The sequence below is a fragment of the Ercella succinigenes genome (assembly GCF_900002895.1).
Genome location: NZ_CDHP01000001.1, coordinates 55241 through 80413, shown reverse-complemented (window position 1 = coordinate 80413; position 25173 = coordinate 55241). Strand labels below are relative to the sequence as shown.

The window sequence follows — 25173 nt, the reverse complement described above, 5'->3', positions numbered from 1 at the left end:
AGAGGTAGATTGTATTGAAACTGAATATGAATGGGTCGGAAAAAGATTCAGTAAAAAAAGTTTTGAATGATGATAAATTACAGTCATTGGTTGAAGGAGTCGATAATAAAGCAGACTCTTCGATTGCGGCTGAACTTAGATATAAAAGATTAAGAAAAAGGCAAATACGAATATTGCCTGGTCTTATTATAAGTACTATATTGTTCATTATCACAATAATCAGCGGTGTTATAAAATATGATTTGTTTTCAACAAACGATTATAATAGCAATGATAAGATAATTGACATTTATGAAAATAGAACAAAAGAAATTAGAGAAATCATTTTGCGTGGTCAAGATCTTCTTGATCAGCCTGGAGAAGACATTTGGATAACTCAAATCCTTTCAGGCCAACATGAACTGCCTGACTACATGACAAGACTTTTTATCTCACCAATTTATCTTGCCAATCAAGTTGATGATGAGCAGTTTGTAAAGGACAGCTATAGTGTTGTTTTCGGACAAGAGATAACTGCAGAGGAAAAAGAAGAGTCAAAATTAATTTTACAGCAAAATTCCAGCCGTTTAGCCTGGATAGACTATCTTATGAAAGCGGCTGAAATACCTGGTACTTTGCCTGATTTTGCATCGGCCACACAAATTAGAACTTTGACAATGGTTTCAGATTTGCCTGAAGAGAATGAAAGAATCATCGGGCTATTACCTATATCAGCTGAAATTAGATTATCAGGAGAAGAGGCAAGACTAAAACTATTTTCCAATGGTGCTTTGCAACAAAGCTTTTCTTATGATTTAATCAAGCAACAGCAGCAGATTGACCAAATAAAGCAGGACACAGCAAATGCGGATGTTTATACTGTTTATTGGGATACAAGATACGAAACTCCAGGACTTCATAAAATAGATTATCTCATTCAGACAAGTGACGGCAGAGGTCAATGGGTAAGCTTGGATAGTTTTATTGTTCCGGATGTACAACCACTTGAAGAAGGACAGATAAGTGCTCAAAGTATACCTGGGCAATCTCTGGAAGACCAAGCTAATAGACAGGAAAATCAAATAAATTATATAAATGAAGCTTGGTTTAGATTAGATGTTGAAGATAATATACCTATGCTTACATTATTCCAAGCTGATGCTGACTTGGAATTGACTATGTTCAATATTATGGGTGAGCAGGTTGCAGAGTCTATAAGTCGTGAAAACCTCTCTGCTGCTTTACGTTATCAAGGCGGAGAAAAAGATTTGCTGCCGCTTTCTCTTATGAATGCAAATCAGAATGAACAACCCTTGTTAACTGAAAATCAAACAAGCTATTATGTAAAAATTTCACGTTCTGACAAAGACCAGCAAACAGCGCTGCATTATTCTTTGGCTGCAGCAGAAACGGTTGCTCTGACAAAAGAAGAGCCCGCACGCTATATCGCTGTTATTGATAATGCTGAAGATCAGATTTTAATAAAAGACGAGAATGATCAAAATATCTGGCAGCCTGCAGAAAATTATTCTCTAATACAAATAGACAGCCGGCTTGCTGCTTTGAATCTGGAAACTTCAGGAGGTCAGCCGCTGGCCTATGCACCTTCTTTTAATAATGACGATAATATATACGGCTTGTATGTTGATAGTTCAACCACAAATTTAGCTTTCGATGCATGGACAATTGAAGGCAGTGCAGCTGACTTGGAAATAACTATAAATTATGAAGATGGAACCTCGGTTATATTAGAATCAAATGATACTATAGAGCTTGCACCATCTGTCAATTTACTGCAACTTAAGATTTCAGGATTTAAAGGTATAACTAATATTTATGAACTTTCAATTCTCAGACCACCTGCAGAAAATGGTTATCATGAAGTGTTGGAAGCTTTTCCTTTTACCTACAGGACTCCCTTGTGGGCTATTCACTTAATTCAGCCTCAATGGCAGTTCATAGCAGATAATACAGGCATTAACTGGCTTGATTTTATGGAAGCACAAGATAATCGTGACAAAAACCTTGTTGATGCCAATTATAGTCCTGCTCACTGGGTAAAAGAAGACAGTCCGGTTTACGATGGTGTTTCCTGGAAAGCTGCAGCTACAGAAGTAATAGCGTATTTTGGTGACCCCAGACATGCATTAACTCCACTTGATATTTTTCAATTTGAATCACTTCAATTTGAAGATAGTTTACACACTGTAGAGGGGGTTGAAGCGATGCTTCAGGGAACCTTTATGTCTTCGGATAGTCAGGAAATAGATTATGCTGACTTAATTTATAGAGCTGGACAGAATGCAAATATAAGTCCGTTTTTTGTAGCAGCTAAAATTCTCCAGGAAATGGGGCCTCAAGGGCAGTCGGTGCTTGCACATGGTGAATTATCTGGTTATGAAGGCATATATAATTTTTACAATATAGGCTCAACTCCAAATCCTTCTGTTGAAAATGGTGCATTAATAAATGGAGCCCGCTTCGCTCAATTTGGTAAAGATCCTTTAACGGTTGAACTGGATGAAGATGAGCAAAGATGGCTGATTCCATGGAACACTCCTGAGAGAGCGATTAAAGGCGGCGCTGTATGGATTGCAGACCGTTATGTTGCAATAGGACAAGATACCTTGTATGGGCAAAAATTTGATCTGATAGCTGATCCTGACTTGTTTGTTCGCCAGTATGCTCAAAACATTCAGATGGCATGGGCTGAGGGACGCAGAACTTATCGCGCTTATGATGAGCTAGAATTACTGGATCAACCTTTTGTCTTCAAAATACCAGTTTTTGATAATCTACCAGAACAATTTCCTGTCTGGCCATAGCTTGCAAATATGTGTTTGCTAAATTTTGGCAAGATAATTAGTTAAGTATAGAAAAGGAGATTTTTGAAATATTTTGAAAATATAAAATACGTGTAATATAGCTGGCACACTACTATGCTAGAATGAATTCGGTATACATGCATTGGCTGGTCAATGCCCGAAGGAGGTCCATGCACGTGAAGAAGAATAAAAACAGCATAAATACTGATAAAAGCTGTTTAAGACATAGGAATAATGATAATAAAGTTAGAAAAACGGATGATGATCAGATTTTGACAGAATCAGGCAGGCAAAAAAATTTCCGGATTAATAAATCCGAGAAAAAGTCTGCTGCTGATTTTGATTCTGCAAATATTTCAAACTTATTACAAAATAAACCTTTTATTAGCAAAATGCTTGCCGATAGCAATATTTCAAAGTCTTTAGTTAAAAAAATATTATTTTCATTTAATAGCTTGCGTATTTTTATTTTTGCTCTTATTTTGACAATAACACTCATTCAGATAGGGCCTGTTTTTGATAGTAATTCATCTGTTAGTGCTGAAACAAAAATAGACAGATGGGGAAAAGTATCAGGTAGCAGTGTTAATATGCGGCAGCAGGCTACGACGACATCAAGTGTTGTTGCGACGCTTCCTTTGGGCACATCTGTTTATGTGAAAACACAGATCACAGGACAGAATGTAAGCAATTACGGCAATCAATGGTACAGCGTAACTTATACGCAAGCTAACGGTAAAGAGCTTAATGGTTTTATTAATGCAGGACTTGTAATGCTAAACGAAGATGCTCCTGTTAATAATGAATATGATGAGTATCTTAAATCACTAGGTTTTCCGTCAAGTTACTGGCCTGCTCTAAGAACTTTGCATGCCAAATATCCTAATTGGACTTTTACTCCCATGTTTATCGACGCTAAATATGACTGGAATACGATTCTTAAAGAACAAAGCAAAACCGGGCGTAGTCTTATTCCTGCAAGTTCAAGTAATGCCCTGAAATCATATGCTTCCGATTCCTTTAATTTTGCTAACGATACATGGATTATGCATGACAGCAATTCATGGGTAATGGCTAACCAGGCAACCATAGCACATTATCTTGATCCTAGAAACTGGCTTGATGAGATGTATATTTTCATGTTTGAGAATCTAAAATATAATCCTGATTTGCATAAGCGTTCAGGTGTCGCAAGTATTCTGGCCGGTACTTTTATGGAAGAAGGACGTGAGACTTTTACTTATCAGGTCATTGGCATGGATAATAAGCCTGTTCTTGATGCTAGTGGAAAGGTCATTACGAAAACAGGAACTTATGTAGATGCTTTCATGGAGGCTGCAGAAAAAACTGGTGTATGCCCCTACCATCTGGCATCAAGATCACGTCTGGAAATAGGGGTAACTAAAAGCGGATCTGTAACAGGAAATTTTGGAGATCCTTTTAACGGGCTATATAATTTTTATAATATAGGCGCCAGTCAAGGAACAAATCCTGTCAGAAACGGACTGGAATATGCAAAATACGGACCTGACCGAAAGGCGCAGCAGACTGCGACAGATGATAGATACCTTATACCTTGGGACAGTCCCTGGCGCTCCATAGTGGGAGGTGCGGTGTTTATCGGTTCTTCCTATATTAACCGTAATCAGCATACTTTGTATCTTCAGAAATTTGATCTCGATGACCAATATGATGGTGTATTCTGGCACCAGTATATGGGTAATCTGGCCGCTCCTAGAAATGAGGCTTTTGATGTTTATAGAGCCTATAGAGATAATAATCAGCTAAACAATAGTTTTGAATTTATCATACCGGTTATATCAGGTATGCCTGACCAGCCTGCTGCTTTGCCGACTGATGCCCGCAGTCAGAATAACTGGCTTAAAAGTGTTAATACAGGGGGTATAGTTCTTAGCCCTGCTTTTGATCCTGCAAAAACAGAATATAGCTCTACAGTAAACCATGATATTACATCCATAACACTGACCGGTACTCCGGTTAACAGTAAAGCAAAGATTGCTGGTTCTGGGACATATGAACTAAAGCCGGGAACAAATGTGATTATTATAACAGTCACTTCTGAAGCAGGTACAAAAAGAGAGTATAAATTTAGTATCATACGCAAGGCTAAAGACGGGACAGTACCTGTTGATGTAAATGTGCCGCAAAATCCTATACCTGCATTGCAATTTAATCAGAACATATTTAGAGTTGACGGATCAATAATTACCGGGCTTGATCCGGCAAAATCATTGACAACAGTAGAAAATTTTGTGTCAAATCTAGGAGTGCCTACTGGTTATCAGGTACAGGTTTTAGATGCTGCCGGCAAAGCACAGACAAACACAATCGGTACAGGCAATACTGTAAGAATTTCATATGAAAATCTTGTTACGCAAAATTTCACAATTGTTGTTTATGGAGATACAAATGGAGATGGTAGAATTACTTCGGCAGATCTAAATCAAGTATTTAACCATGTTCTGCAACGTTCTACTTTAAGCGGGCCATATGAAAAAGCTGCTGATGTAGATAAAAATGGTAAAGTGACCTCGGCAGATCTCAATCAGATCTTTAATCATGTTTTACAGAAAGCAAACATACAGCAATGATATAATAGCTTCAAATGAGACGATCTATTAATTTATATAATCATGGAGGAAGCATGAGAATCAGAAAAAATATTTTAACCCTGTCTTTGACAATAGTTTTTTTATTGTCCATATTTGCACCTCTGGCTGTGGCAACGGATAATGTAGCTGCAGAAGGTATAGGTGTGGGCATCTCTGCCAGTTCGGGATCTGTTGACCTTGGCAGTACAATAACTATTTCTGTCAATGCTTCTCGGGCTTTGCCTCTGGAAAATTATATGATAGAAGTTACTTATGATCCTTCAATTGTTTCATATAGTGGTTTTAGTGACAGGTCTGCAGCTGCAACTGCAGGAGCTAATACGGTATCTAGTAATAAAGTAATTGCTACTGCCTTTGGTGGAAGTACAACGACTGCTAATCTTTTTCAGATGACTTTTACGGCAAATGCTGTAGGTAATGCCGCTTTTTCTATCAGTAGTGCAGAAGTTTTAACAGAATGGCCGCCTACTGGTGCAAGTACAAGTGTTGAAATACGTGCTCCCTTGCCTGGCAATGCCAATCTAAAGTCTTTATCCGTTGACCAGGGAGTTCTAAGCCCGGCTTTTTCTCCAGGACAGCTTAGTTATTCTTTACCGGTTGCTATGGGAATTGATCGGATAGTTGTTTCGGCAGCAGCTGAAGACCCTGCTGCATCTGTTTCAGTAAGTGGTAATACAGGATTAAAGGACGGTGCAAATACAATAAGGGTGGTTGTGACAGCGCAAAACGGATCTACTAATACCTATACTATAACTGCCAATAGACAGGGTCCGACACCTACTCCAGAAGCAACGCCTACCCCAGAACCGACACCTACCCCTCCTGTTTCTGTTACAGTAAACGGCAGTCAGTTTGCTGTTGTCGAACCACCAGAAGAAGTTGAAATACCTGCCGGGTTCTATAAAACTACGATTGAAATAAACGGACAAATGGTTACTGCATTCAAATCCATACAAGGAGATTTGTTTTTATTATATTTAAGCAATGACGGCCCAGAGTCAGGGTTTTATTTTTATGATCCTGAAACCGGCGAATTTTATCCATTTGCGATTCTTTCTGTTCCTGGTGCTAGTTTTATAAGAATTACACCTGATGAGAGTGTGGAAATTCCAGCGGGTTTTACAGAAGCCAGCATAACTATTGATGGGGAAGTTTTTGAGTGTTGGAGACCTTTGCCTGATTTTGACAATTCTAGAATTAATGATCAAAACGGCGATATTTATTTATTGTACTTATTAAATGCCAAGGGTGAAAAAGGTTTCTATCTATATCAATTATCCACCAGATTGATTTTCCCTTATGATATTTTGCCTGGTAAACCAGAACCGACGCCGGAACCGACATCAGTTCCAACACCGGAGCCAACACCGGAACCGGAAGATTCTTCGGTATTTAGCAACCCTTATGTGATATCAACAATCATTCTCGGCATAATTGCAGTTGTTTTTCTAGGTCTGTTTGTATGGTCTTTGATCAAAAACGGTAATGGTGGTGGACCAGGTGGTTCTGGAAAATCTCTTAAAAATGGCGGAAAAAAAGATTATATTGAAAAACCACCCAAAATAAGGCGTGTAGACTAATTATATGAATAAATTTTTGAAATTTCTCTTTAGTAGAGAGTTAATTACATATTTGATAGCAGGAGTTTTGACAACTCTTGTAAATCTTTTGGTATTTGCTTTTCTGAGCAGATTCCTTGGCACATCATTATGGTGGGTTTCTAATTTCCCTGCCATTGTAGCCGCTATCCTTTTTGCTTTCTGGGCAAATAGAGTTTTTGTTTTTAAGTCGCATGGCTCTGTTTGGCAGGAATTAAGTCGGTTCCTTGCTTCGAGAATTTTTACTGCATTAGCTTTTGAATACGGAGCAATGTTTTTATTAACAAATGTGATGGGAATAGATGCTGTGATTTCTTTTGCCGGCTGGGAAATGATGGTCAGTAAACTGCTGACTCAGATTCTGGTTATGGTAGGGAACTATATTTTTAGTAAATTATTTGTTTTTAATAGACAAGAAAAAAAACATGGTAAAAATAATGAGTATAAAACAGACTGAATCAAGTAATAGATATTCAGGCTCTGCAGATTATTCTTCAACTGTAATAAAGCCGGGACTTGAAAGAATCAACCATCTGCTGCAGTTAAATGATAATCCGCAAAAAAAACTGCAATTTATTCACATAGCCGGTACCAATGGTAAAGGTTCTCTTGGTAGTTATTGCAATGCAATACTTGCCTCTGCGGGTTATAAGGTTGGTTGGTTTTCTACACCGCATTTGCAAAGAAAAACAGAATCAATAAGAATAACTGATGGTTTATACGGCCTTGATTCATTATCAGTTGATGAAAAATCTGGTGAAATAAGCGAAAAAGAATACCAGAAAATATCGCAGATCCTTAATCAGAATAGTGAGCAAATGCGTCTTGAAGGTCTTGATACTCCAAGTGAGTTTGAATTAATGACGGCATTGTCATTAATTTATTTTGCTAAAAAAAACTGTGATTGGGTTATATGGGAAACAGGCATGGGAGGTAGGCTTGATGCAACAAATGTTATTGAGAATCCTTATGCATGTTTGATAACCGCTATAGGCATGGATCATTCTGCCTGGCTTGGAAATAATTATGTTGATATTGCAAAAGAAAAAGCCGGTATTATAAAGCAAGGATCAAATGTTTTTTTGTATTCACCTCAAGCTGCAATTTATGACCATAAAGAAGCCTTGGAAGTTGAAAAGGTTTTTAGAAATACCTGTATTCAGAATAAGGCAACCTTGGAAATAATTACAGATGACGATATTGAAATTTTGCAAAGAAATCTTACAGGTCAATCTTTTAAATTTATGAAATCTTTTAATTCTGATCTTCAGTCGGATCATAACCAGGTTGATTGTAACAGAGATTTTAATTTGGTAAATATTTCAGAAACATATAAAATATCTCAGATAGCAACCTATCAGCCTCTGTTAGCAAAGATGTCTGTGGTGGTTTGTGAAAAAATATTATTGCAATATGGTTTAGCCAAAAACAATAACCACCATAAAGAACCAATAAAATATGGTCTTTCAACTGCTTGTTGGCCTGCTCGTTTAGAACTTTGCAATAAAAAAGAAATTTATAGTTCAAAGTTGGTTCGACCGATTTTGCTTGACGGAGCCCATAATCCCCAAGGCTGCCAGGCTTTGGCTGAATCATTAAAGATACTTTTACCAAAGCAGGAAATAATTTTTTTGACCGGTGTTCTTGCGGATAAAGATAAAGCAAAAATGTTTGAACCGGTTTTTATGGCTGATTCATATGCAACAGATACTATTATTTGTACAAAACCTGCTAGTGATAGAGCTATGATGGCATATGACCTAGCAAAACATGTAGCAGAATTGTCAGGACGAGCCGTGTTAAGATTGCCAAGTTCCCCTAACAACGGTTATAATAATGCAGATCTTGTATACTATGAAGAAGATCCTGTACGAGCTGCTTTATTTGCAGTTGAGTTGTCTGCAGCCAGGCAAAAGCCACTTTGTGTTTTTGGATCTTTGTATCTGGCTGGAGCTATTCGTGAATTTTTGATCAGGTAGACTAATGTACAGGAATCATATTATAAATAATTACCGGAGGCGCTTTTGTGGACTGGCAAAGTGAAATCCATAAGTTTAAACATCTAAATTCGGAAGACATAGGATTGTTTGCGCCGCCAAGAGAGATGGAGCAGGCTGTTGCAACATATAATAAAGCTGTGGATCTTTTGGCCTTAAATAGTGATGATATCGCAGTAATTGCTTTAAAAAGATTAGCTGCTTCATACCCTATGTTTGCTCATGCAGCTTTTTTGCTGGGATGCTGTCAGATGCAGGCAGGACTGGTTTCAGATGCCCTGGAGCATTTTGAGCATGTGAGTCTGCTGGATCTTCCGGAGGAAGAACATGCACGGGCAATAAACTGTCTGCAGGTGGCAAAGAAAACCTTAGATTCTCAAGCACAGATTCGTTTACAGGAACAAGGAATAACAGCTAAGTCGACTTTAAGGAAAAACAGTAAAACTAAAGATAATAGAAAAAGCAAACAGGCAGACAAAACAAAAAAGACAAGCAATAACGAGGATCTGGCTGAAATTATTCCTGATAAAAGTATGGAAACACCTGTTATTCAAGGGATCAAGCAAACTGGTGCAAATATTTTGCAGCCTACGGGCAAAAGACATAGAGTTCGCATGGCAAGCGAAAAGGAACGCCAAGAGGTAATTCGTAAATCAGAGTTTCCCGAAGAAGAGGAGACGCATGTAGTATATAAAAAAGAACCAATTGAATATATCCGTGTGATAGTTCCGATTGTAATTATTGTTATAGTGGCAGGGCTTCTTGTCTGGGGAGGTATATCTCTGGGATCTCATTTTCTTAATAGACGAGGGGAGGACACTCCAGATGAAAGCGCAAGATTACAGTGGCTGGAAAAGCGGTTAGATGAGTTGGCTGGTGAAAATTCTTTAGTGTCAGATTTGCTTGATGAATATGATAGATTCAAAGCCCCTGTGCAAGAAGCAGATCCGATTTCTGAGACTTCTGAAACTGATATCAAAGAAACAACAACGATTGTTACAACTACAACAGAAATGCCTACAACAGAGACAACCGAAGATTCGGCAGAGAAACTTGCACAGGAAGCATTATTGTCTTTATATAGTGAATATGAATATGCTTTTGAGAATCAGAATTCAGATCAAGTTGCTGTTTCAGAACTATTGCTGGAAATGCAGGAGCGACTTGAGGAAATTCCAGATAATATACTAATTGAAACTTTTGCAGTATCAGATGATAATACTAATGAAACAGAAAAAGTTACTATATCAGCTCAACAATTAAAAGCTGATGTAAAGTCATTGCTTGAAAGTATAGCTGATGCAGCAGCAGAGCAGCTTAGACTTTCCGGGAGAAGTTATTTTGATCAAGGTAATTATGAACTTGCTATAGTGGATTATGAAAAAGCATTTAGTATTTCACCTTTTTACTATAATGGCGGAATTGCTTACTCCTGTGGAAGAACGCATCAGGAACTGAATCAATTTGAGCAAGCCAAACCATACTATGAATTTGTAGTAGCTAATTTCCCAGGTAGTGAATTAGCAGGTTATTCCCAGAACAGGCTTGTAATGATGGGCTTTGGCAATTAATTATTTTTGGAGGGAACCAATGAATTATATAAGTACAAGAGGGGATCAGACAAAATATTCAGCTGCTATGGCGATAAAGCAGGGAATAGCACCTGACGGAGGCTTATTTGTGCCTGAGGAAATTCCTCAAGTAAGTATAGATGAGATTCAGCAGATGGCACAGGAATCATATAAAGAAAGAGCAGTTAAAATCCTTTCTTTATACCTTACCGACTATACTTCTGAAGAGATAAAGCTGGCAGTAGATGCCGCATATGATGAAGAGAAATTTGGCGAAAATCCTGCCCCGCTTGTTCAACTTAATGAATATAATGATAAAGATTATATGCTGGAACTATGGCATGGCCCGACTGCTGCTTTCAAGGATATGGCATTGCAGTTATTACCGCATTTGATGACTGCTGCGATCAGAAAAACTGGAGAAACGGCTAAAGTTTGTATCTTGACAGCAACATCTGGTGATACGGGTAAAGCTGCTTTGGAAGGGTTCAAAGATGTGGAGGGAACATCGGTAATTGTTTTTTATCCATCGCAGGGGGTTAGTCCTGCACAAAGATTGCAAATGATAACTCAGGAAGGTACCAATTGTAATGTTGTAGCTGTTGAAGGCTGCTTTGATGACGCACAGACAGGAGTAAAGCAGATATTCAGTGATTTTGATCTGGCAGATAAATTAAGGCAAAAAGGACATCTTTTATCTTCTGCAAATTCAATTAACTGGGGCAGACTTGTGCCGCAGATAGTTTATTATTTTTCTGCATATGCAGATCTGATAAAAACTGAAAAAATTGAAGCTGGAGAATCAATTAATATAGTTGTGCCTACCGGTAATTTTGGTAATATTCTAGCGGCATGGTATGCTCGTAAAATGGGTTTGCCTGTGCATAAATTAATTTGCGCCTCGAACAAAAATAAAGTTCTTTCTGATTTTATGAGAAATGGTTTGTATGATAGAAGAAGAGACTTTTACAAAACAAATTCGCCCTCTATGGATATTTTGATATCCTCTAACCTTGAAAGACTTTTATTTGAAATTTGCGGACGCAATTCCTCAAAGTTGAATAATTGGATGAACGATCTGCAAAATGAAGGTTTTTATAAAATTGATTCACAGGCTCTTAGGGCTCTGCAAGAAGTTTTTGTTGGTGGTTTTGCCGATGATTTTGGTACGATGAAAACAATCAGAGAAGTTTATGACTGCTGTGATCATTTGGTTGATACACATACAGCTGTTGGATTCAATGTTTATGGCAGGTATATCAACAGATCAGGAGATGATAGCAAGGTTGTGTTTGTTTCAACTGCAAGCCCGTTTAAATTTGCCGGTTCTGTTGGAGATGCTATTAATGGACAAGGTTATAGCAAAGGCCGCAGCGAGGCTGTTATGCTTGAAGAGTTATCAAAAGAAAGTGGTCTTGAAATCCCTCTGACAATAAAGGATCTTGATAAAAAACCAGTGCTTCATGATAAAAAAATAGAAAAAGATGAAATGAAAGAGACTGTTGAAAATATGTTGCTTTCAGATATTTAAATTCTTGATTCATCAAAAAATATTTTTATTAATAAAACCCCTTTCGATAGTTTTAACCTAACGAAAGGGGTTCTTAGTTGTTGGCTTGAGCCAGTTGAGCGCCAACGAGCGCGAAACAATAAACCACCCGCTATGCGGGTGGAAGACAATAAGCTTTAGCTTCAAGAAACAAAACCCCCTTGCTAGAATAGAGTGGCTACCACGCACACTCAGAAGCAAGGGAGGTTTTGACCCAAATGGATGAACAAAGCTTAGCACATACAAGATGGGAGTGTAAATATCACGTCGTATTTGCACCGAAATACAGACGACAAGTGATATACGGCAAGTTAAAACGAGATATTAGCCAAATACTAATAGAACTATGCCGACGCAAAGGAGTGGAAATACTAGAAGCGGAAGCATATGCGGATCACATACATATGCTAATAACAGTTCCACCCAAATACAGTATATCGCAGATTATGGGGTATATAAAAGGTAAGAGTAGCCTAATTATTTTTGATAGGCATGCCAATCTCAAATACAAATATGGAAATAGACACTTTTGGTGCAGAGGCTATTTTGTTAGTACAGTAGGAAAAAATGAGAAAAAAATAAGGAAGTACATAGCGGAACAGCTAAAGGAAGATTATTTACAAGATCAGATCAGTTTGAAAGAATACATAGATCCGTTTACGGGTGATCGGGAAACAGAACGCAAGAAATAAGCTGCTTTAGCAGCAGCAGTGACAATGGGTGCGCGTGTTAGCAAATTCAAACGGACGAATGTCCGGCCGGTAATGGGCCCTTATAGGGCCTGAACAAACTGCCGGCTGAGCCGGCAGTTATGATTCAAGGTTTTTCAAATTTATTTAGATTATCATATTTTAAGCTAAGATTTTACTGTAATTTGAAGGTTCTATTCTTCAAAACCTCCTGCATGTCCGATATTATTCAGCTTAAGACCAGGATTTCTGTCAATCGCCCAATCAATAGCCCAGTCAGACTCAAATAATAAAACCGGCATTTCGCTATCATCAAGAACAATCATTGTAGTACTGGTAATAGAAAGCTTTTTGGGGTCTGGTAATTTGCCGTTTTCTCCTGGTGCTATCCAGCGAGCATATCTGTAATTTAAATTGCTTTGTCTTATTTCTACACCATATTCATTTTTCAATCTGTACTCAAGAACTTCCAGTTGTAAAACACCTACTACACCAACTATATAGGTTTCTGTACCAATGTCAGGCTGTTTGTAAATCTGGATAGCTCCTTCTTCAGATATTTGTTCTATTCCTTTCAAGAACTGTTTTCTTTTCATGGAATCTTTTGGAGAAACTCTGGCAAAGTGTTCAGCTGGGAAAATAGGAATTCCCTCAAAGCGTATGTTTCTATTGCCCTGAACAAGAGAATCACCAATTTTAAATAATCCTGGATCAAAAACTCCTATAATATCACCTGCATAAGCTTCTTCAACAATATTTCTGTCCTGTGCCATAAATTGTTGTGGCTGCGAAAGCCTGATATGCTTATTCTGGCGAATGTGTTTTACCTCGAGTCCTTTTTTATACTGACCTGAACAAATACGGATAAATGCCATTCTATCACGATGATCGGGATTCATATTAGCTTGAATTTTAAAAACAAAACCACTGAAAAAAGGTTCGACTGGTTTTAAGCTACCTTCATTTGTAAGACGAGCAATCGGTGATGGTGCCATAGCAAGAAACTCGTTTAAGAATGATTCAACTCCAAAATTAGTGATTGCACTACCAAAAAATACAGGTGTTAATTCGCCAGACTGAACACGTTTTAAATCCAGCTCATCTCCGGCTATGTCGAGTAGCTCTATATCTCCCATGAGTTTTTCGTGATAATCGCTTCCTATAACCTCAGATAGCTTAGGATCCTCAAGGCTTGTAAGATTTACTTTTACCATACTGGCACCATGATCTCCGCGACTACTGTCGAAAATTTCTACTCTATTATATTTGCGATTGTAAACACCCTTAAAATCGCCATCAGTGCCGATTGGCCAATTTACAGGTACGGAAAAAATTCCCAGAACTTTTTCCAGTTCATCCATCAGATCAAAAGGATCTCTGGCCGCTCTGTCCATTTTATTTACAAAAGTAAATATAGGTATTCCACGCATACGGCAAACTTCGAAAAGTTTGATTGTCTGAGCTTCTACACCCTTTGCTCCATCAATCATCATAACAGCAGCATCAGCTGCACAAAGCGTTCTGTAGGTATCTTCGGAAAAGTCTTGATGTCCTGGTGTATCCAGTATATTTATACAAAATCCATGATAATCAAACTGCATTACTGATGATGTTACAGAAATACCACGCTGTTTTTCTATTTCCATCCAGTCAGAAGTCGCATGTCTACTTGCTTTGCGCCCCTTTACAGTACCTGCCATATGAATAGCGCCTCCATAGAGGAGCAATTTTTCAGTCATGGTAGTTTTTCCTGCATCAGGATGTGAGATTATTGCAAAAGTGCGACGCCTTGTAATCTCGCTATTTAAATTATTGGTCATATAGTAAACCTCCCGGGTTTTGGCTAAATAGATTGTTGCGCAGTGATGATTTCAAGCAAAAGATATAATTTGCTTATCTGCTTATCCATTATAAAAACGCCTGAACAGTATATCAGGATTAAATATAGTTAGCAATCTGGCTTAGTTTTTTAAAACAGATTCTACATTAAAAGGCGAAAATGCTAATAAATTAACCTACAAGTTAATTGATCGGTTTTAATAAGTTTGTTCAGTGAAGGTTTATGCTTTTTGAGTTGTAGTATAAGCACAAAATATACATTTTATATTGTTAAAAAGATAATATTTTCGTATCATATTGACATAAAAATGGCCAAAAGCTATACTTAGAGCATGAAAAAAACAAATAACAAGTGATTAATCACGCGGTTAATTAAGTTGGGTTTTTACAAAGGTTAATTCAATGTTGAGATAATCACAGTTCTAAAAAAAAAGTATTAACAAAAATGATCAACCGAGGTGCCTTTAATGCAGGTGAAAGTTTCAAAAGAAAATCTTGCTTTCTTCGAAGCTTTAGCAAGTGATGTTCGTATGGAGATAATGGAACTGCTTGCCGGAAGTGAGATGAATATCAAAGAATTGGCAGAAACTATAGGTATAAGTCCTCCGATAATGACAAAGCATATTAAAAAGCTTGAAGCTGCAGGAATTATTCTTTGTCGTCAGATTAGCAGAAATGGTAGCAGCCATAAACTTTGTTCATTACTTGATGTTGAATACAGATTGCTTTTGCCAATGAAACAACAGGAAGCTATGGATGTTTATGAAATAGAAATGCCTGTAGGACAGTATACAGATATACAAATGAAACCTACATGTGGTCTGGCATCTAAAACAGGAATCATAGGTGCCCTTGATGATCCTAGAGTTGCATATGATCCACAAAGATCTTCTGCTTGTTTGCTTTGGCTTAGCACAGGTTATGTTGAGTACAAATTTCCTAATTATGCTTCTCAGGATCAGATTGTTGAGGAAATTGAGATATCTGCCGAAATTAGTAGCGAGGCTCCAGGCTATAGCGATGTATGGCCTTCGGATATAAGTTTTGAGCTTGCAGGTGTACCTCTTTTTGACTGGACCAGTCCAGGTGATTATGGAGAAAGAAGAGGTTTACTTACTCCTTCATGGTGGACGCCTAATCAATATGGACTGCTTAAGACTATTCGTATAAATCATGAGGGTACTTATTTGGATAATGTACTTTGCTCGAAAAAAACGTTGAATGATATTGACTTTGACGGAAGTATTTCATTGAAATTATCTGTTAAAGAAAATGCCAGAAACGTTGGGGGTTTAACTCTTTTTGGCAAAGGATTCGGTGATCATGATCAGGACATAATGGTAAAAGTCTTTTGTAAAAGTAAGAGTAACAAATTATAAAAATTCAAAAGGTATAAGAGATATAAGGTGAGGAGATTTATTTTATGGCTGTAAGCAAGGCCGTTCTTAGCGCGCAAAAAACATTTGTAATCGGAGAAGTTTCTGATAATTTGTATGGTTCGTTCATTGAACATGTCGGACGAGCTGTTTATGGTGGTATTTATCAACCTGGACATAAAGAGGCTGATGAATTAGGGTTTCGTCAAGACGTTTTGAATTTGGTAAAAGAATTAAAGGTGCCTATTATAAGGTATCCTGGAGGTAATTTTGTATCAGGATATTTTTGGGAAGATGGCATAGGTCCTAAAAATTTGCGTCCTGTAAAAAAAGATCTGGCTTGGAGAAGTCTTGAAAGCAACCAGATGGGGACTGACGATTTCTGTACATGGGCTAAGCAGGCCGGTAGTGAAGTCATGATGGCTGTGAATCTTGGTACAGGCACTATGCAGGATGCCTGTAATTTGTTGGAATATTGTAATTATAAGGCCGGAACACAATATAGTGATTTGCGCCAAAAGCATGGCTATGAGCAGCCGCATAACATAAAATACTGGTGCCTTGGTAATGAAATGGACGGGCAATGGCAAATTGGGCAAAAGACAGATCATGATTATGGTAAGCTTGCTCTTCAGACTGCCCGTGCTATGAAAAGAACAGATGAAACAATAAAACTTATAGCTTGTGGTAGCAGTTATTCGACTATGCCCACTTTCCCGGAATGGGAAAATACCGTTCTTGATTATACATACGATGAGGTAGATTATTTATCATTACATCAGTACTATGGCAATCCGTCTGATGATACCGATGATTATCTTGCTAGTACTATGGAAATGAAAAGATTTATCAGGACTGTAATTGCAACCTGTGATTATATCAAAGCGAAAAAAAGATCAAATAAAACTATGATGCTCAGCTTCGATGAATGGAATGTGTGGTTTCATTCAAAGCAAGAAGAGTTTCATATTGTGGATCATGAACCGTGGCAATTTGCTCCCTCTTTGCTTGAAGATATTTATACAATGGAAGACGCTTTGATGGTGGGGGGCATGTTAATTACTTTGATTAATCATGCTGACAGAATCGGTATTGCCTGTATTGCCCAGCTTGTTAATGCTATTGCACCTATAATGACCGATGACAACAATGTCTGGAAACAAACTATTTATTATCCTTTTTTGCATGCAAGTTGTTATGGTCGAGGACAGGCTTTACATAGCGCGGTGGCTTGTAAAAAATATGACACAAAAAGTTTTACAGATGTCCCCTGTATTGAATCTGCAATTGTCTACAATCAGGAATATGACAAGTTAAATATTTTTATACTGAACAGAGACTTGGAAAATGATATAGATCTTGAAGCTGTTCTGTCAGGATTTAATAATCTCAAATTAATAGAACATATTGTTTTGAGTCACCAGGATTTAAAAATAACTAATAGTGCTCGAAAAGAACATGTAAAACCATTCATTAGTAATAAAAGTTTCATAGAAAATGAGAAATTGATTACAAGACTTCCCAAGGCTTCCTGGAATGTTATAAGACTAGAAGCCAAGTAGAAGTTTTGCAATAAAGAAAAGCAGAAAAAAACGAAAAACGAGAAAAACCACAAGAACACAAAACCACAAAACCACAAGAATAACAAAGAGGAAAAGTCACAAAAGAAAAGGAGTGTACAGTATGAAAAAAATGAGAATTTTGTCGATTGTGCTAAGTTTGATGATGTTGATATCAATTTTGGCGGCATGTGGCGGATCAAACACAGAAACAACCGGTCAAACGGAAACAAAACAGGATCAGAAAGACACGGAAGGGACAACAGAAGGCGATGAAAAGCCACCTGAAACTAGTGGGGAAACAACAGAATTTACTATCTGGAGTTTTGTAGATTCACATCTTAACTTCTTTGAAGAAATGGTTCAACTTTGGAATCAGGAAAATCCTGATGAACAGATTGCATTGAATCCAGAACAGATTTCATGGGATGATCTGCATAATAAACTTTATGCAAATATCCAGGCAGGAAGCGGTATACCCGACATAGTTGATGTTGAAATCAGTCGTTATTCACAGTTTATGAATGATATACATTTTGTGCCTATGAACGATTATGTAGAACCTTATCTTGGTGATATTATTCTTTCACGTCTGGAAGTCTATGGCAAAGATGGCAATTACTACGGTATACCTACCCATGTTGGTGCAACTGTAGCATTTTATAATACTGATTTGCTGGCTTCAGCAGGTATAGATTATGCTGAGATAGCAACATGGGATGACTACGCAGAAGCCGGTAAAAAACTTTATCAAGAGACTGGTGCATATATGGGTGTAGCTGAGGTAAAAGGTTTGTTTGCTCATTATCAGCTTATGTCCAGCCAAAGTGCAGATTTCACATTAGCCGATGGTACACCGGATGTTAATAATGCTGCTATGCTAAAAGCAGCAACAATGGTTCAACAGATGATTAATGATAATGTTATGACAGTGATTCCCGGTGGATATCCTGATGACGGTGAAGCGTTTGGCTATATTGCAGACGGTAATGTTGCCAGTTTTGTAATGCCTTTCTGGTATATGGACAGATTCTTTGCTAATATGCCCGATATGGAAGGGGTTTTCGCTCTGGCACCGGCTCCTGTATTTGAAGTTGGTCAACCACGATCAGTTGGTGGTGGCGGTACAGGTACAGTTGTAACTACTGCCTGTGAAAATTCTGATTTGGCAAGCAGATTTGTAACTTTTGCAAAACTCTCTTATGAGGGTGGAGTAAAAATTTGGGAAATGGGCATGGATCCTGTAAATATGAAAGTATGGGCAGATGATTCGGTTATCAAGGACGAAACTTTACAGGTTAATACCTTCTTTGTTAATAAGCCTGTTGATGTATTTAATGAAATAGCAGACGAAGTTGGTGTTATAAAAGGAACAACATGGTCATGGCCAACCATAAATAATTATTTTTCCAATACTGCTTTATCACAGCTTTATGAAAGTATGGAAGATCCTCAGACCGTACTTGATCAAGCTCAAGAAGAGATAATGAGAGAACTGGGTGCTTAATACAAAATTTAATTAATCTTGGATTTTCCCGGCAGATTTCGATCTGTCGGGAAGCTCTATAAAAAGAACAGGTGGTATCCGATCAATATGCAAAAAATGAAAAAAATTCTATATTCACAGAAAGTAGATCCATATCTGTTTGTACTGCCTTTTATATTATCTTTTTTGATATTCTATCTGGTGCCTATAGTACAGACTGTTTTTTCCAGTCTGCATGCAGACCGATTTATACAGGGCGTTGCAACTACTGAATTTCCAAGTTTTGGTAATTATCGTCGTCTGTTCGGAGACCGTTCTTTCTGGAAGGCTGTTAGCAACTCTATAACTTATTTGCTTTTCACTTTGATTCTACTGATACCTTTTCCTATGGTTTTTGCATCTTTTTTGAGTAGCAGGAGTATGAAAAGAGGTCAGGAAATAATCAAGTCAGTGCTATTTATACCTGCACTTACATCTGCTGTTGTAGGTGGTATTATTTTCAGATTGATTTTTTCAGAGAGCGACAGTTCACTTATGAATCAATTTATAGGATTATTTGGTATCGAACCAATAAGATGGCTGCGTTTGCAGGTTCCTGCTATGTTTGCGTTGGTTCTGCTTGCTTGCTGGCGATGGACTGGTGTCAATATACTCTATTTTATGGCAGGTTTAAAAAATATCCCCGAAGAATTATATGAGGCGGCAGAAATTGACGGAGCAGGTGCATTTAAGAAATTTACTAAGATAACTATTCCGCAATTAAAGCCGACTCTTGTATATGTTCTTACCATAAGTATCTATGGTGGTTTGTCAATGTTTACCGAAAGCTATATGTATTGGTCTGATAATCTTTCTCCTCAAAATATAGGATTAACAATTGTTGGGTATCTTTATAAACAGGGTATTGAAAATCAGCAGGTTGGATTCTCAGCTGCAATTGGTCTAGTATTGTTGACAATTACAATGCTGATTAACATTATTCAGCTTGTTGCAACTGGAACTTTCAAGAGGGGAGAACAATAAACTGTGAAAACGAATACATCAAAAAATTTATTGGTAAAACCCTTATTATATATGTTTTTTATTGTTCTTTGTGTACTGGTTTTAATACCGCTTATTGCTATTATTTTAGCCTCCTTTAAACCAGGAAGCGAATTGTTTCGCTATGGTCTCAATTTAAAAATTCAGCCGGAAATAATGTCTTTTTCTAACTATATTGAATTGATAAGAGATGGACAATATATTAGATGGTTCTATAATAGTATTGTTTTGACAAGTGTTCAAACAATATGTACTTTATTCATAAGTTCTATGGTTGGTTATGGACTTGCTGTATACCGATTTAAAGGGCAAAATCTGATTTTCTTTTGTGTGCTTTTAATCCTGATGGTGCCACTAGAAGTAATAATGTTGCCCATGTATAGACTGATAATATCTGTAGGATTGCAAAATAACCTTTGGGGTGTAGTCTTGCCATTCATGGCTGGAGCACCAGCGATTTTCTTTTTCAGGCAATATGCGTCGGGGATTCCCAGAGCGATTATCGATAGCGGGCGTGTTGATGGAGCAAATGAGTTTTCTATCTATTTTCAACTTATAATGCCCGTTATGAAGCCTGCAATAGCTTCAATGGCGATTCTTACCGGTATGAACAGCTGGAATTCTTTTCTCTGGCCGCTGCTTGTATATAATACTACCGATAAATTTATTCTTACTCTAGGTCTCAAAACATTATTAACGCCTTACGGAAATAAATATGATCTTCTTGTGGCAGGAGCAGTAGTGTCAATTATACCAATACTTATTCTTTTCCTTTGTTTCCAGAAATATTTTATAAGTGGTATGACTGCCGGCAGTGTAAAGGCTTAGTTTAAATCAAATTTTCTATTGTCTCAAAAGCATTCTTATTACTTTTGAATAATCGTAAAATATAAATGCGTTGCCTGACGTTTTTGTCGGGCAACGCATTTGTTGGGGGTGTGCCACGCATGGCACTTTACTTAGAAAAATTATTCCTGTATTCCAGGTATTTTGGGAAGTGTTGCAAAACTTGCTTCCAGCTCTTCGTCTGTAGGTACATAATCAACCATTTCATTGTTTTGATACTGCATGTAAGCTGTCATATCAAAATAACCTGTGCCTGATAGTCCAAATAAGATTGTTTTTGATTCGCCTGTTTCTTTACACTTCAATGCTTCATCAATTGCTGCTTTGATAGCATGGCTTGACTCTGGTGCAGGAAGTATTGTTTCGTGTTTGGCAAAAAGCGTTGCTGCTTCAAATACACTTTTTTGTCCTGCTGACCTTGCCTCATCAAGATAACCATCATGGTAAAGCTTGCTTAAAGTAGGAGACATGCCGTGATAGCGCAATCCGCCGGCATGTATTGCAGATGGCTTAAAATCACAACCTAATGTATACATGCGAGCCAGAGGGGTTATTCTGCCTGTGTCGCAAAAATCATAAGCATAGCGGCCACGTGTCATTGACGGGCAGGAGGCTGGTTCTACTGCTATAAAATACGGATTTGCTTTGCCGTTCAATTTGTCTCCCATGAAAGGTGCCATTAAACCTCCCATGTTAGAGCCACCGCCTGCGCAACCTATAACGATATCTGGATATTCACCTATTTTTTCCATGGCAATTTTTGACTCCAGACCTATAACAGATTGATGCAAAAGTACCTGATTTAATACTGATCCTAAAACATAACGGCTGTTTTGGGTTTTCATAGATCTTTCGATCGCTTCAGAGATAGCCGTTCCCAGACTGCCAGTGGATCCAGGATCTGCTTCCAGCATCATTTTTCCTACATCGGTTGTGTCACTGGGGCTGGCTATAATATCGGCACCAAATGTCTGCATAACTGCTTTTCGATAAGGCTTTTGATCAAATGATACTTTGACCATAAAAACGGTCAAGTCTAAACCAAAATAAGAACATGCCATCGATAGAGCTGTTCCCCATTGCCCAGCTCCTGTTTCTGTGGTCAAGCTGGTCATTCCTTGTTCTTTTGCATAATAAACCTGAGCAACGGCTGAATTGAGTTTGTGACTGCCGGAGGTATTATTACCTTCAAATTTGAAATATATCTTGGCTGGAGTACCAAGTGCTTTTTCAAGGTTATAAGCTCTGCACAATGGTGATGGACGGAAAACTTTATAAAATTCAACAATCTCTTCCGGTATATCAATAAACCTGTCAGTAGAATTTACTTCCTGCAAACACAACTTTTCACAAAAAACAGGTAAAAGATCCTCCAGTTCAACCGGTTTCATTTTGCCAGGATGAATATAGGGATCATGTTGCTCTTTCATGTCTGCTCTAACGTTGTACCATTGACGTGGAATCTCATCTTCACTTAGATAAATACGATAAGGGATCTTGCTCATTTTTTTTCTCCTTTCATTCTGCATAATGCAGTTGCTGATATCTTGATTTGTTGGTCGGCTTTGTTTTTGCAAACAAAAAAACTCCTGTCCACAAAGGGACAGAAGCTTATACTCCTGCGGTACCACCCAATTTGACTTTTTTTAAAAGCCCACTTTGTCAAGCACATCCATGCCTGGTCACTGGATAACGGGTTGACCTCCCGTTGACGCCTACCTCCTGCCACAAAACAGGTTATCGGGTCACCCTCATAAGCCCATTCAATTAAATTCGTGCTACGATCCTCACACCATCGATCGCTCGCTGATAACCGATTACTTAATCTACTTCTCTTATTCAACGGTTTCTGGTATTACTGATTACTATCAGTGTATAATTATAATTGAGTATATTCCTAATAAATATTTATGTCAATAATTATGCTTTTAAGAAAAAGAAAATTTATAGAAAATCAGGTGATGGTATGTCTTATTGTGTAAATTGTGGTGTTGAACTTGAAAAGTCTGAAAAAGCCTGTCCCTTATGCGGGATAGAAGTAAAAAATCCTGTTCAGCCTTATGTTCCTGGAATTCCAAGACCCTATCCGACCAGACTTGACCCGGTCAATCAGATTATTAACCGACGATTTATTGCTATGGTTTTGTCGGTAATTCTTGCTTTCCCAGCGGTAATTACAGTTGCTATTAATTTTATCTATACCGGCAAATTTGGTTGGAGCTCATATGTAATGGCTTCCATGGTGCTGATTTGGATTTTCTGTGTACCTTTATTTCTTTGGCGTAAAATAACTTTCTATAAAGTTGTTTTGCCCGATTTAATTGCCTTGCTGATTTTTATGAAATTTATAGAATATTTGCATCCTGGAAATCACTGGTTTTTGAGATTGGCATTGCCACTGGTTTTTCTGGTTGCTCTGGCAGTTTTAATTATAGGTGGTTTTGCATCCTCTGGAAAGCTAAAAGGTTATTATCTTGCAGCCGCTATTATTTCTGCACTTAGCCTGGTAGTTATTGCTGTTGAATATTTATCAGAAAACTACGCCTTCAGGCAGGTTCGTTTGGAATGGTCGTTTTATGTTGCTATACCCGGTATTGCAGCAGCCATAATCTGTCTGGCAATTGCCCGAAGAAGAAGCTGGCGTGAAAGAATAAATCGTAGAATTCATTTGTAGCAATAATTGAATATGCGTTGACTCATTGTTTGCTCGACGTTATAATGTTCTGTAATTGGGTCTGTTCTAAACAAATGTATTTTTGATTGTGCAATTATATGCAGACTCAGTTATGGAGGATTTATGAAGTTGAAGCCATTAAACCCGAAGCAAACCAAGTCTTTATTGGTTGCAGCACTGCTTTCTTTTGTGATTGCGGCACCGGTTATGAGTCAACCGCTTGGACTGGCTACTGTCTGGAAGATAAATCCTCAGGATTTAATTGATGAAAATGATCAGCTTGAGAGCAACCCTGTAAATACTGCAGCTCTGGCGGCTCCGGAAGTTTTTGATTTTACCCCGGAAGGTTTAAGCAGAAGTCAAAACAACTTGATTGTTTCAGATGATGACAATATTATTGATGAATCTGAAAGTGATGAATCTGAAATTGCTAAAATGGATGTTGAAGCTGAGGCTGAGGATCTAGAGACAGATAAGGCGGAGATAGATCAAGCTGAAAGTCAAGATTCTCTTTTCAAAGAAGTTGATAAATTATTGTATATAAGTGCCTCCGAACTCAATATGAGGCAAAAGCCGGATGTTAATTCTGAAATTGTTGCTAAAATCCCAATGGGAACGAAAATTTCCTGCACTGGCGAGAGTGATGAATGGCTGAAAATAAATTATGATGAACAGACAGGTTATGTTGCCGCTGAGTATACAAGCAGTGAAATGGTATTTGTACCGGTTGATCAAACAAGATATGTAAATGCAAGTTCACTTAATGTTAGATCAGACGCTTCAACCGATGGCGAAATCATAGAAAAATTGTCACAGGATGCTAAAGTAAGCAGAATTGGTGTTGGAGATGGTTGGTCGCAAATAAAAACTGCTTCTGGCAATACAGGATATGTTTCAAGTGAGTATCTGACTGATGAAGTTCCTGCTTCTGTTATTGCGGCTCAACAGGCTGCCCAGGCTGCTTCTGCTCCTGGACAGAATACAGTAAATGTTCAACAGGGATCAACTTATGGTAGCGCAGACAAGAGTACAATAGTTGAAATCGCATGGTCTGGACTTGGTGTTCCTTATGTATATGCTGGTTCAAGCTTAAATGGTTTCGATTGTTCTGGATTTACCTCATGGGTATACAGACAGGTGGGTATTGATATTCCCAGATCATCATATGCTTATGGCAGTGTTGGATCAGCTGTATCACTTGACAGTATGCAGCCTGGCGATGTAATAGCAATGGATGCTAATCCCAGGGATGGTGTAACTAGTATCACTCATGTAGGTATTTATGTAGGAAATGGTCAAATGCTTCATGCATCAACCAGCAGGAGAAGAATAGAAGCTGTCAATGTTAATACGTTCTTTTCTTACGGTATTACTCCTATAACAGTAAGGCGTATCGTTGATTAGTAGATCTTTAACCTTTTGAGATTATATTAACGGACATGATATGATTTTATACAAATATTGCTAATAAATTTGATTTGACGGTGCTGCCAGCTTGTTTTTGTAGCTGA

The 25173-nt window shown here is 37.9% G+C and carries 17 protein-coding genes and 1 other annotated feature; of the genes, 15 read left to right on the top strand and 2 right to left on the bottom strand.

The genetic code is table 11. From position 1 onward, the window contains the following. The first annotated feature begins 14 nt into the window (after positions 1 to 14). From AC0KSB_RS00365 to tnpA, 8 genes are all read left to right on the top strand, one after another. A complete protein-coding gene (locus tag AC0KSB_RS00365; RefSeq protein WP_472305677.1) occupies positions 15 to 2804 on the top strand; it encodes an N-acetylglucosaminidase in 2790 nt (929 codons plus the stop codon). Between the two features lie 176 nt (positions 2805 to 2980). Next, the gene (locus tag AC0KSB_RS00360; RefSeq protein ID WP_472305676.1) at positions 2981 to 5416 is read left to right on the top strand and encodes a dockerin type I domain-containing protein; all 2436 of its coding nucleotides are present in this window, start codon (positions 2981 to 2983) and stop codon (positions 5414 to 5416) included. Between the two features lie 53 nt (positions 5417 to 5469). Beyond that, positions 5470 to 7017, top strand: coding sequence for a cadherin-like beta sandwich domain-containing protein (locus tag AC0KSB_RS00355; protein WP_472305675.1), 1548 nt, complete (start codon positions 5470 to 5472; stop codon positions 7015 to 7017). A 4-nt stretch (positions 7018 to 7021) separates the two neighbouring features. After that, positions 7022 to 7492: a GtrA family protein gene (locus AC0KSB_RS00350; protein WP_472305674.1), complete on the top strand. Its 471-nt coding sequence runs from the start codon at positions 7022 to 7024 to the stop codon at positions 7490 to 7492. Next, the gene (locus tag AC0KSB_RS00345) at positions 7461 to 9014 is read left to right on the top strand and encodes a bifunctional folylpolyglutamate synthase/dihydrofolate synthase (protein ID WP_472305673.1); all 1554 of its coding nucleotides are present in this window, start codon (positions 7461 to 7463) and stop codon (positions 9012 to 9014) included. Before AC0KSB_RS00350 ends, AC0KSB_RS00345 begins: the two co-directional genes overlap by 32 nt. 47 nt (positions 9015 to 9061) lie before the next feature. Continuing rightward, positions 9062 to 10603 (top strand): tetratricopeptide repeat protein, encoded by a 1542-nt coding sequence (locus AC0KSB_RS00340; RefSeq protein WP_472305672.1) that lies wholly within the window; start codon positions 9062 to 9064, stop codon positions 10601 to 10603. A 19-nt stretch (positions 10604 to 10622) separates the two neighbouring features. Then, the gene (gene thrC, locus AC0KSB_RS00335; RefSeq protein WP_472305671.1) at positions 10623 to 12134 is read left to right on the top strand and encodes a threonine synthase; all 1512 of its coding nucleotides are present in this window, start codon (positions 10623 to 10625) and stop codon (positions 12132 to 12134) included. A gap of 236 nt (positions 12135 to 12370) precedes the next feature. Then, complete coding sequence (tnpA, locus tag AC0KSB_RS00330; protein ID WP_472305670.1) at positions 12371 to 12844, top strand: IS200/IS605 family transposase; 474 nt, start codon at positions 12371 to 12373, stop codon at positions 12842 to 12844. A 191-nt stretch (positions 12845 to 13035) separates the two neighbouring features. Here tnpA and AC0KSB_RS00325 read toward each other — a convergent pair whose 3' ends face one another. After that, positions 13036 to 14661, bottom strand: a complete 1626-nt coding sequence (locus tag AC0KSB_RS00325) for a peptide chain release factor 3 (RefSeq protein ID WP_472305669.1) — start codon at positions 14659 to 14661, stop codon at positions 13036 to 13038. 486 nt (positions 14662 to 15147) lie between these two features. Between AC0KSB_RS00325 and AC0KSB_RS00320 the strand changes: the two genes are divergently transcribed. The 5 genes from AC0KSB_RS00320 (at position 15148) to AC0KSB_RS00300 (ending at position 20970) form a co-directional block, all read left to right on the top strand. Further along, positions 15148 to 16059: an ArsR/SmtB family transcription factor gene (locus tag AC0KSB_RS00320; RefSeq protein WP_472305668.1), complete on the top strand. Its 912-nt coding sequence runs from the start codon at positions 15148 to 15150 to the stop codon at positions 16057 to 16059. Between the two features lie 44 nt (positions 16060 to 16103). Further along, a complete protein-coding gene (arfA, locus tag AC0KSB_RS00315) occupies positions 16104 to 17618 on the top strand; it encodes an arabinosylfuranosidase ArfA (RefSeq protein ID WP_472305667.1) in 1515 nt (504 codons plus the stop codon). Between the two features lie 121 nt (positions 17619 to 17739). Further along, positions 17740 to 19122 carry an ABC transporter substrate-binding protein gene (locus AC0KSB_RS00310; protein ID WP_472305666.1) on the top strand — a complete coding sequence of 461 codons (1383 nt, stop codon included), beginning with the start codon at positions 17740 to 17742 and terminating at the stop codon, positions 19120 to 19122. Between the two features lie 87 nt (positions 19123 to 19209). Further along, a complete protein-coding gene (locus AC0KSB_RS00305; protein WP_472305665.1) occupies positions 19210 to 20124 on the top strand; it encodes a carbohydrate ABC transporter permease in 915 nt (304 codons plus the stop codon). A 3-nt stretch (positions 20125 to 20127) separates the two neighbouring features. Then, positions 20128 to 20970, top strand: coding sequence for a carbohydrate ABC transporter permease (locus AC0KSB_RS00300; protein ID WP_472305664.1), 843 nt, complete (start codon positions 20128 to 20130; stop codon positions 20968 to 20970). 140 nt (positions 20971 to 21110) lie between these two features. Here the strand turns inward: AC0KSB_RS00300 and AC0KSB_RS00295 are convergent, their stop codons facing one another. Continuing rightward, entirely contained in the window at positions 21111 to 22493 is a 1383-nt protein-coding gene (locus tag AC0KSB_RS00295) for a TrpB-like pyridoxal phosphate-dependent enzyme (protein WP_472305663.1), read from the bottom strand. Positions 22494 to 22584: 91 nt separating this feature from the next. Further along, positions 22585 to 22840: a binding site (T-box leader), on the bottom strand. Positions 22841 to 22954: 114 nt separating this feature from the next. Between AC0KSB_RS00295 and AC0KSB_RS00290 the strand changes: the two genes are divergently transcribed. Together AC0KSB_RS00290 and AC0KSB_RS00285 are read left to right on the top strand one after the other, a co-directional pair. Beyond that, positions 22955 to 23662 carry a DUF6320 domain-containing protein gene (locus AC0KSB_RS00290; RefSeq protein ID WP_472305662.1) on the top strand — a complete coding sequence of 236 codons (708 nt, stop codon included), beginning with the start codon at positions 22955 to 22957 and terminating at the stop codon, positions 23660 to 23662. Between the two features lie 123 nt (positions 23663 to 23785). Further along, positions 23786 to 25066, top strand: a complete 1281-nt coding sequence (locus tag AC0KSB_RS00285) for a C40 family peptidase (protein ID WP_472305661.1) — start codon at positions 23786 to 23788, stop codon at positions 25064 to 25066. The last annotated feature ends 107 nt before the right edge of the window (positions 25067 to 25173 follow it).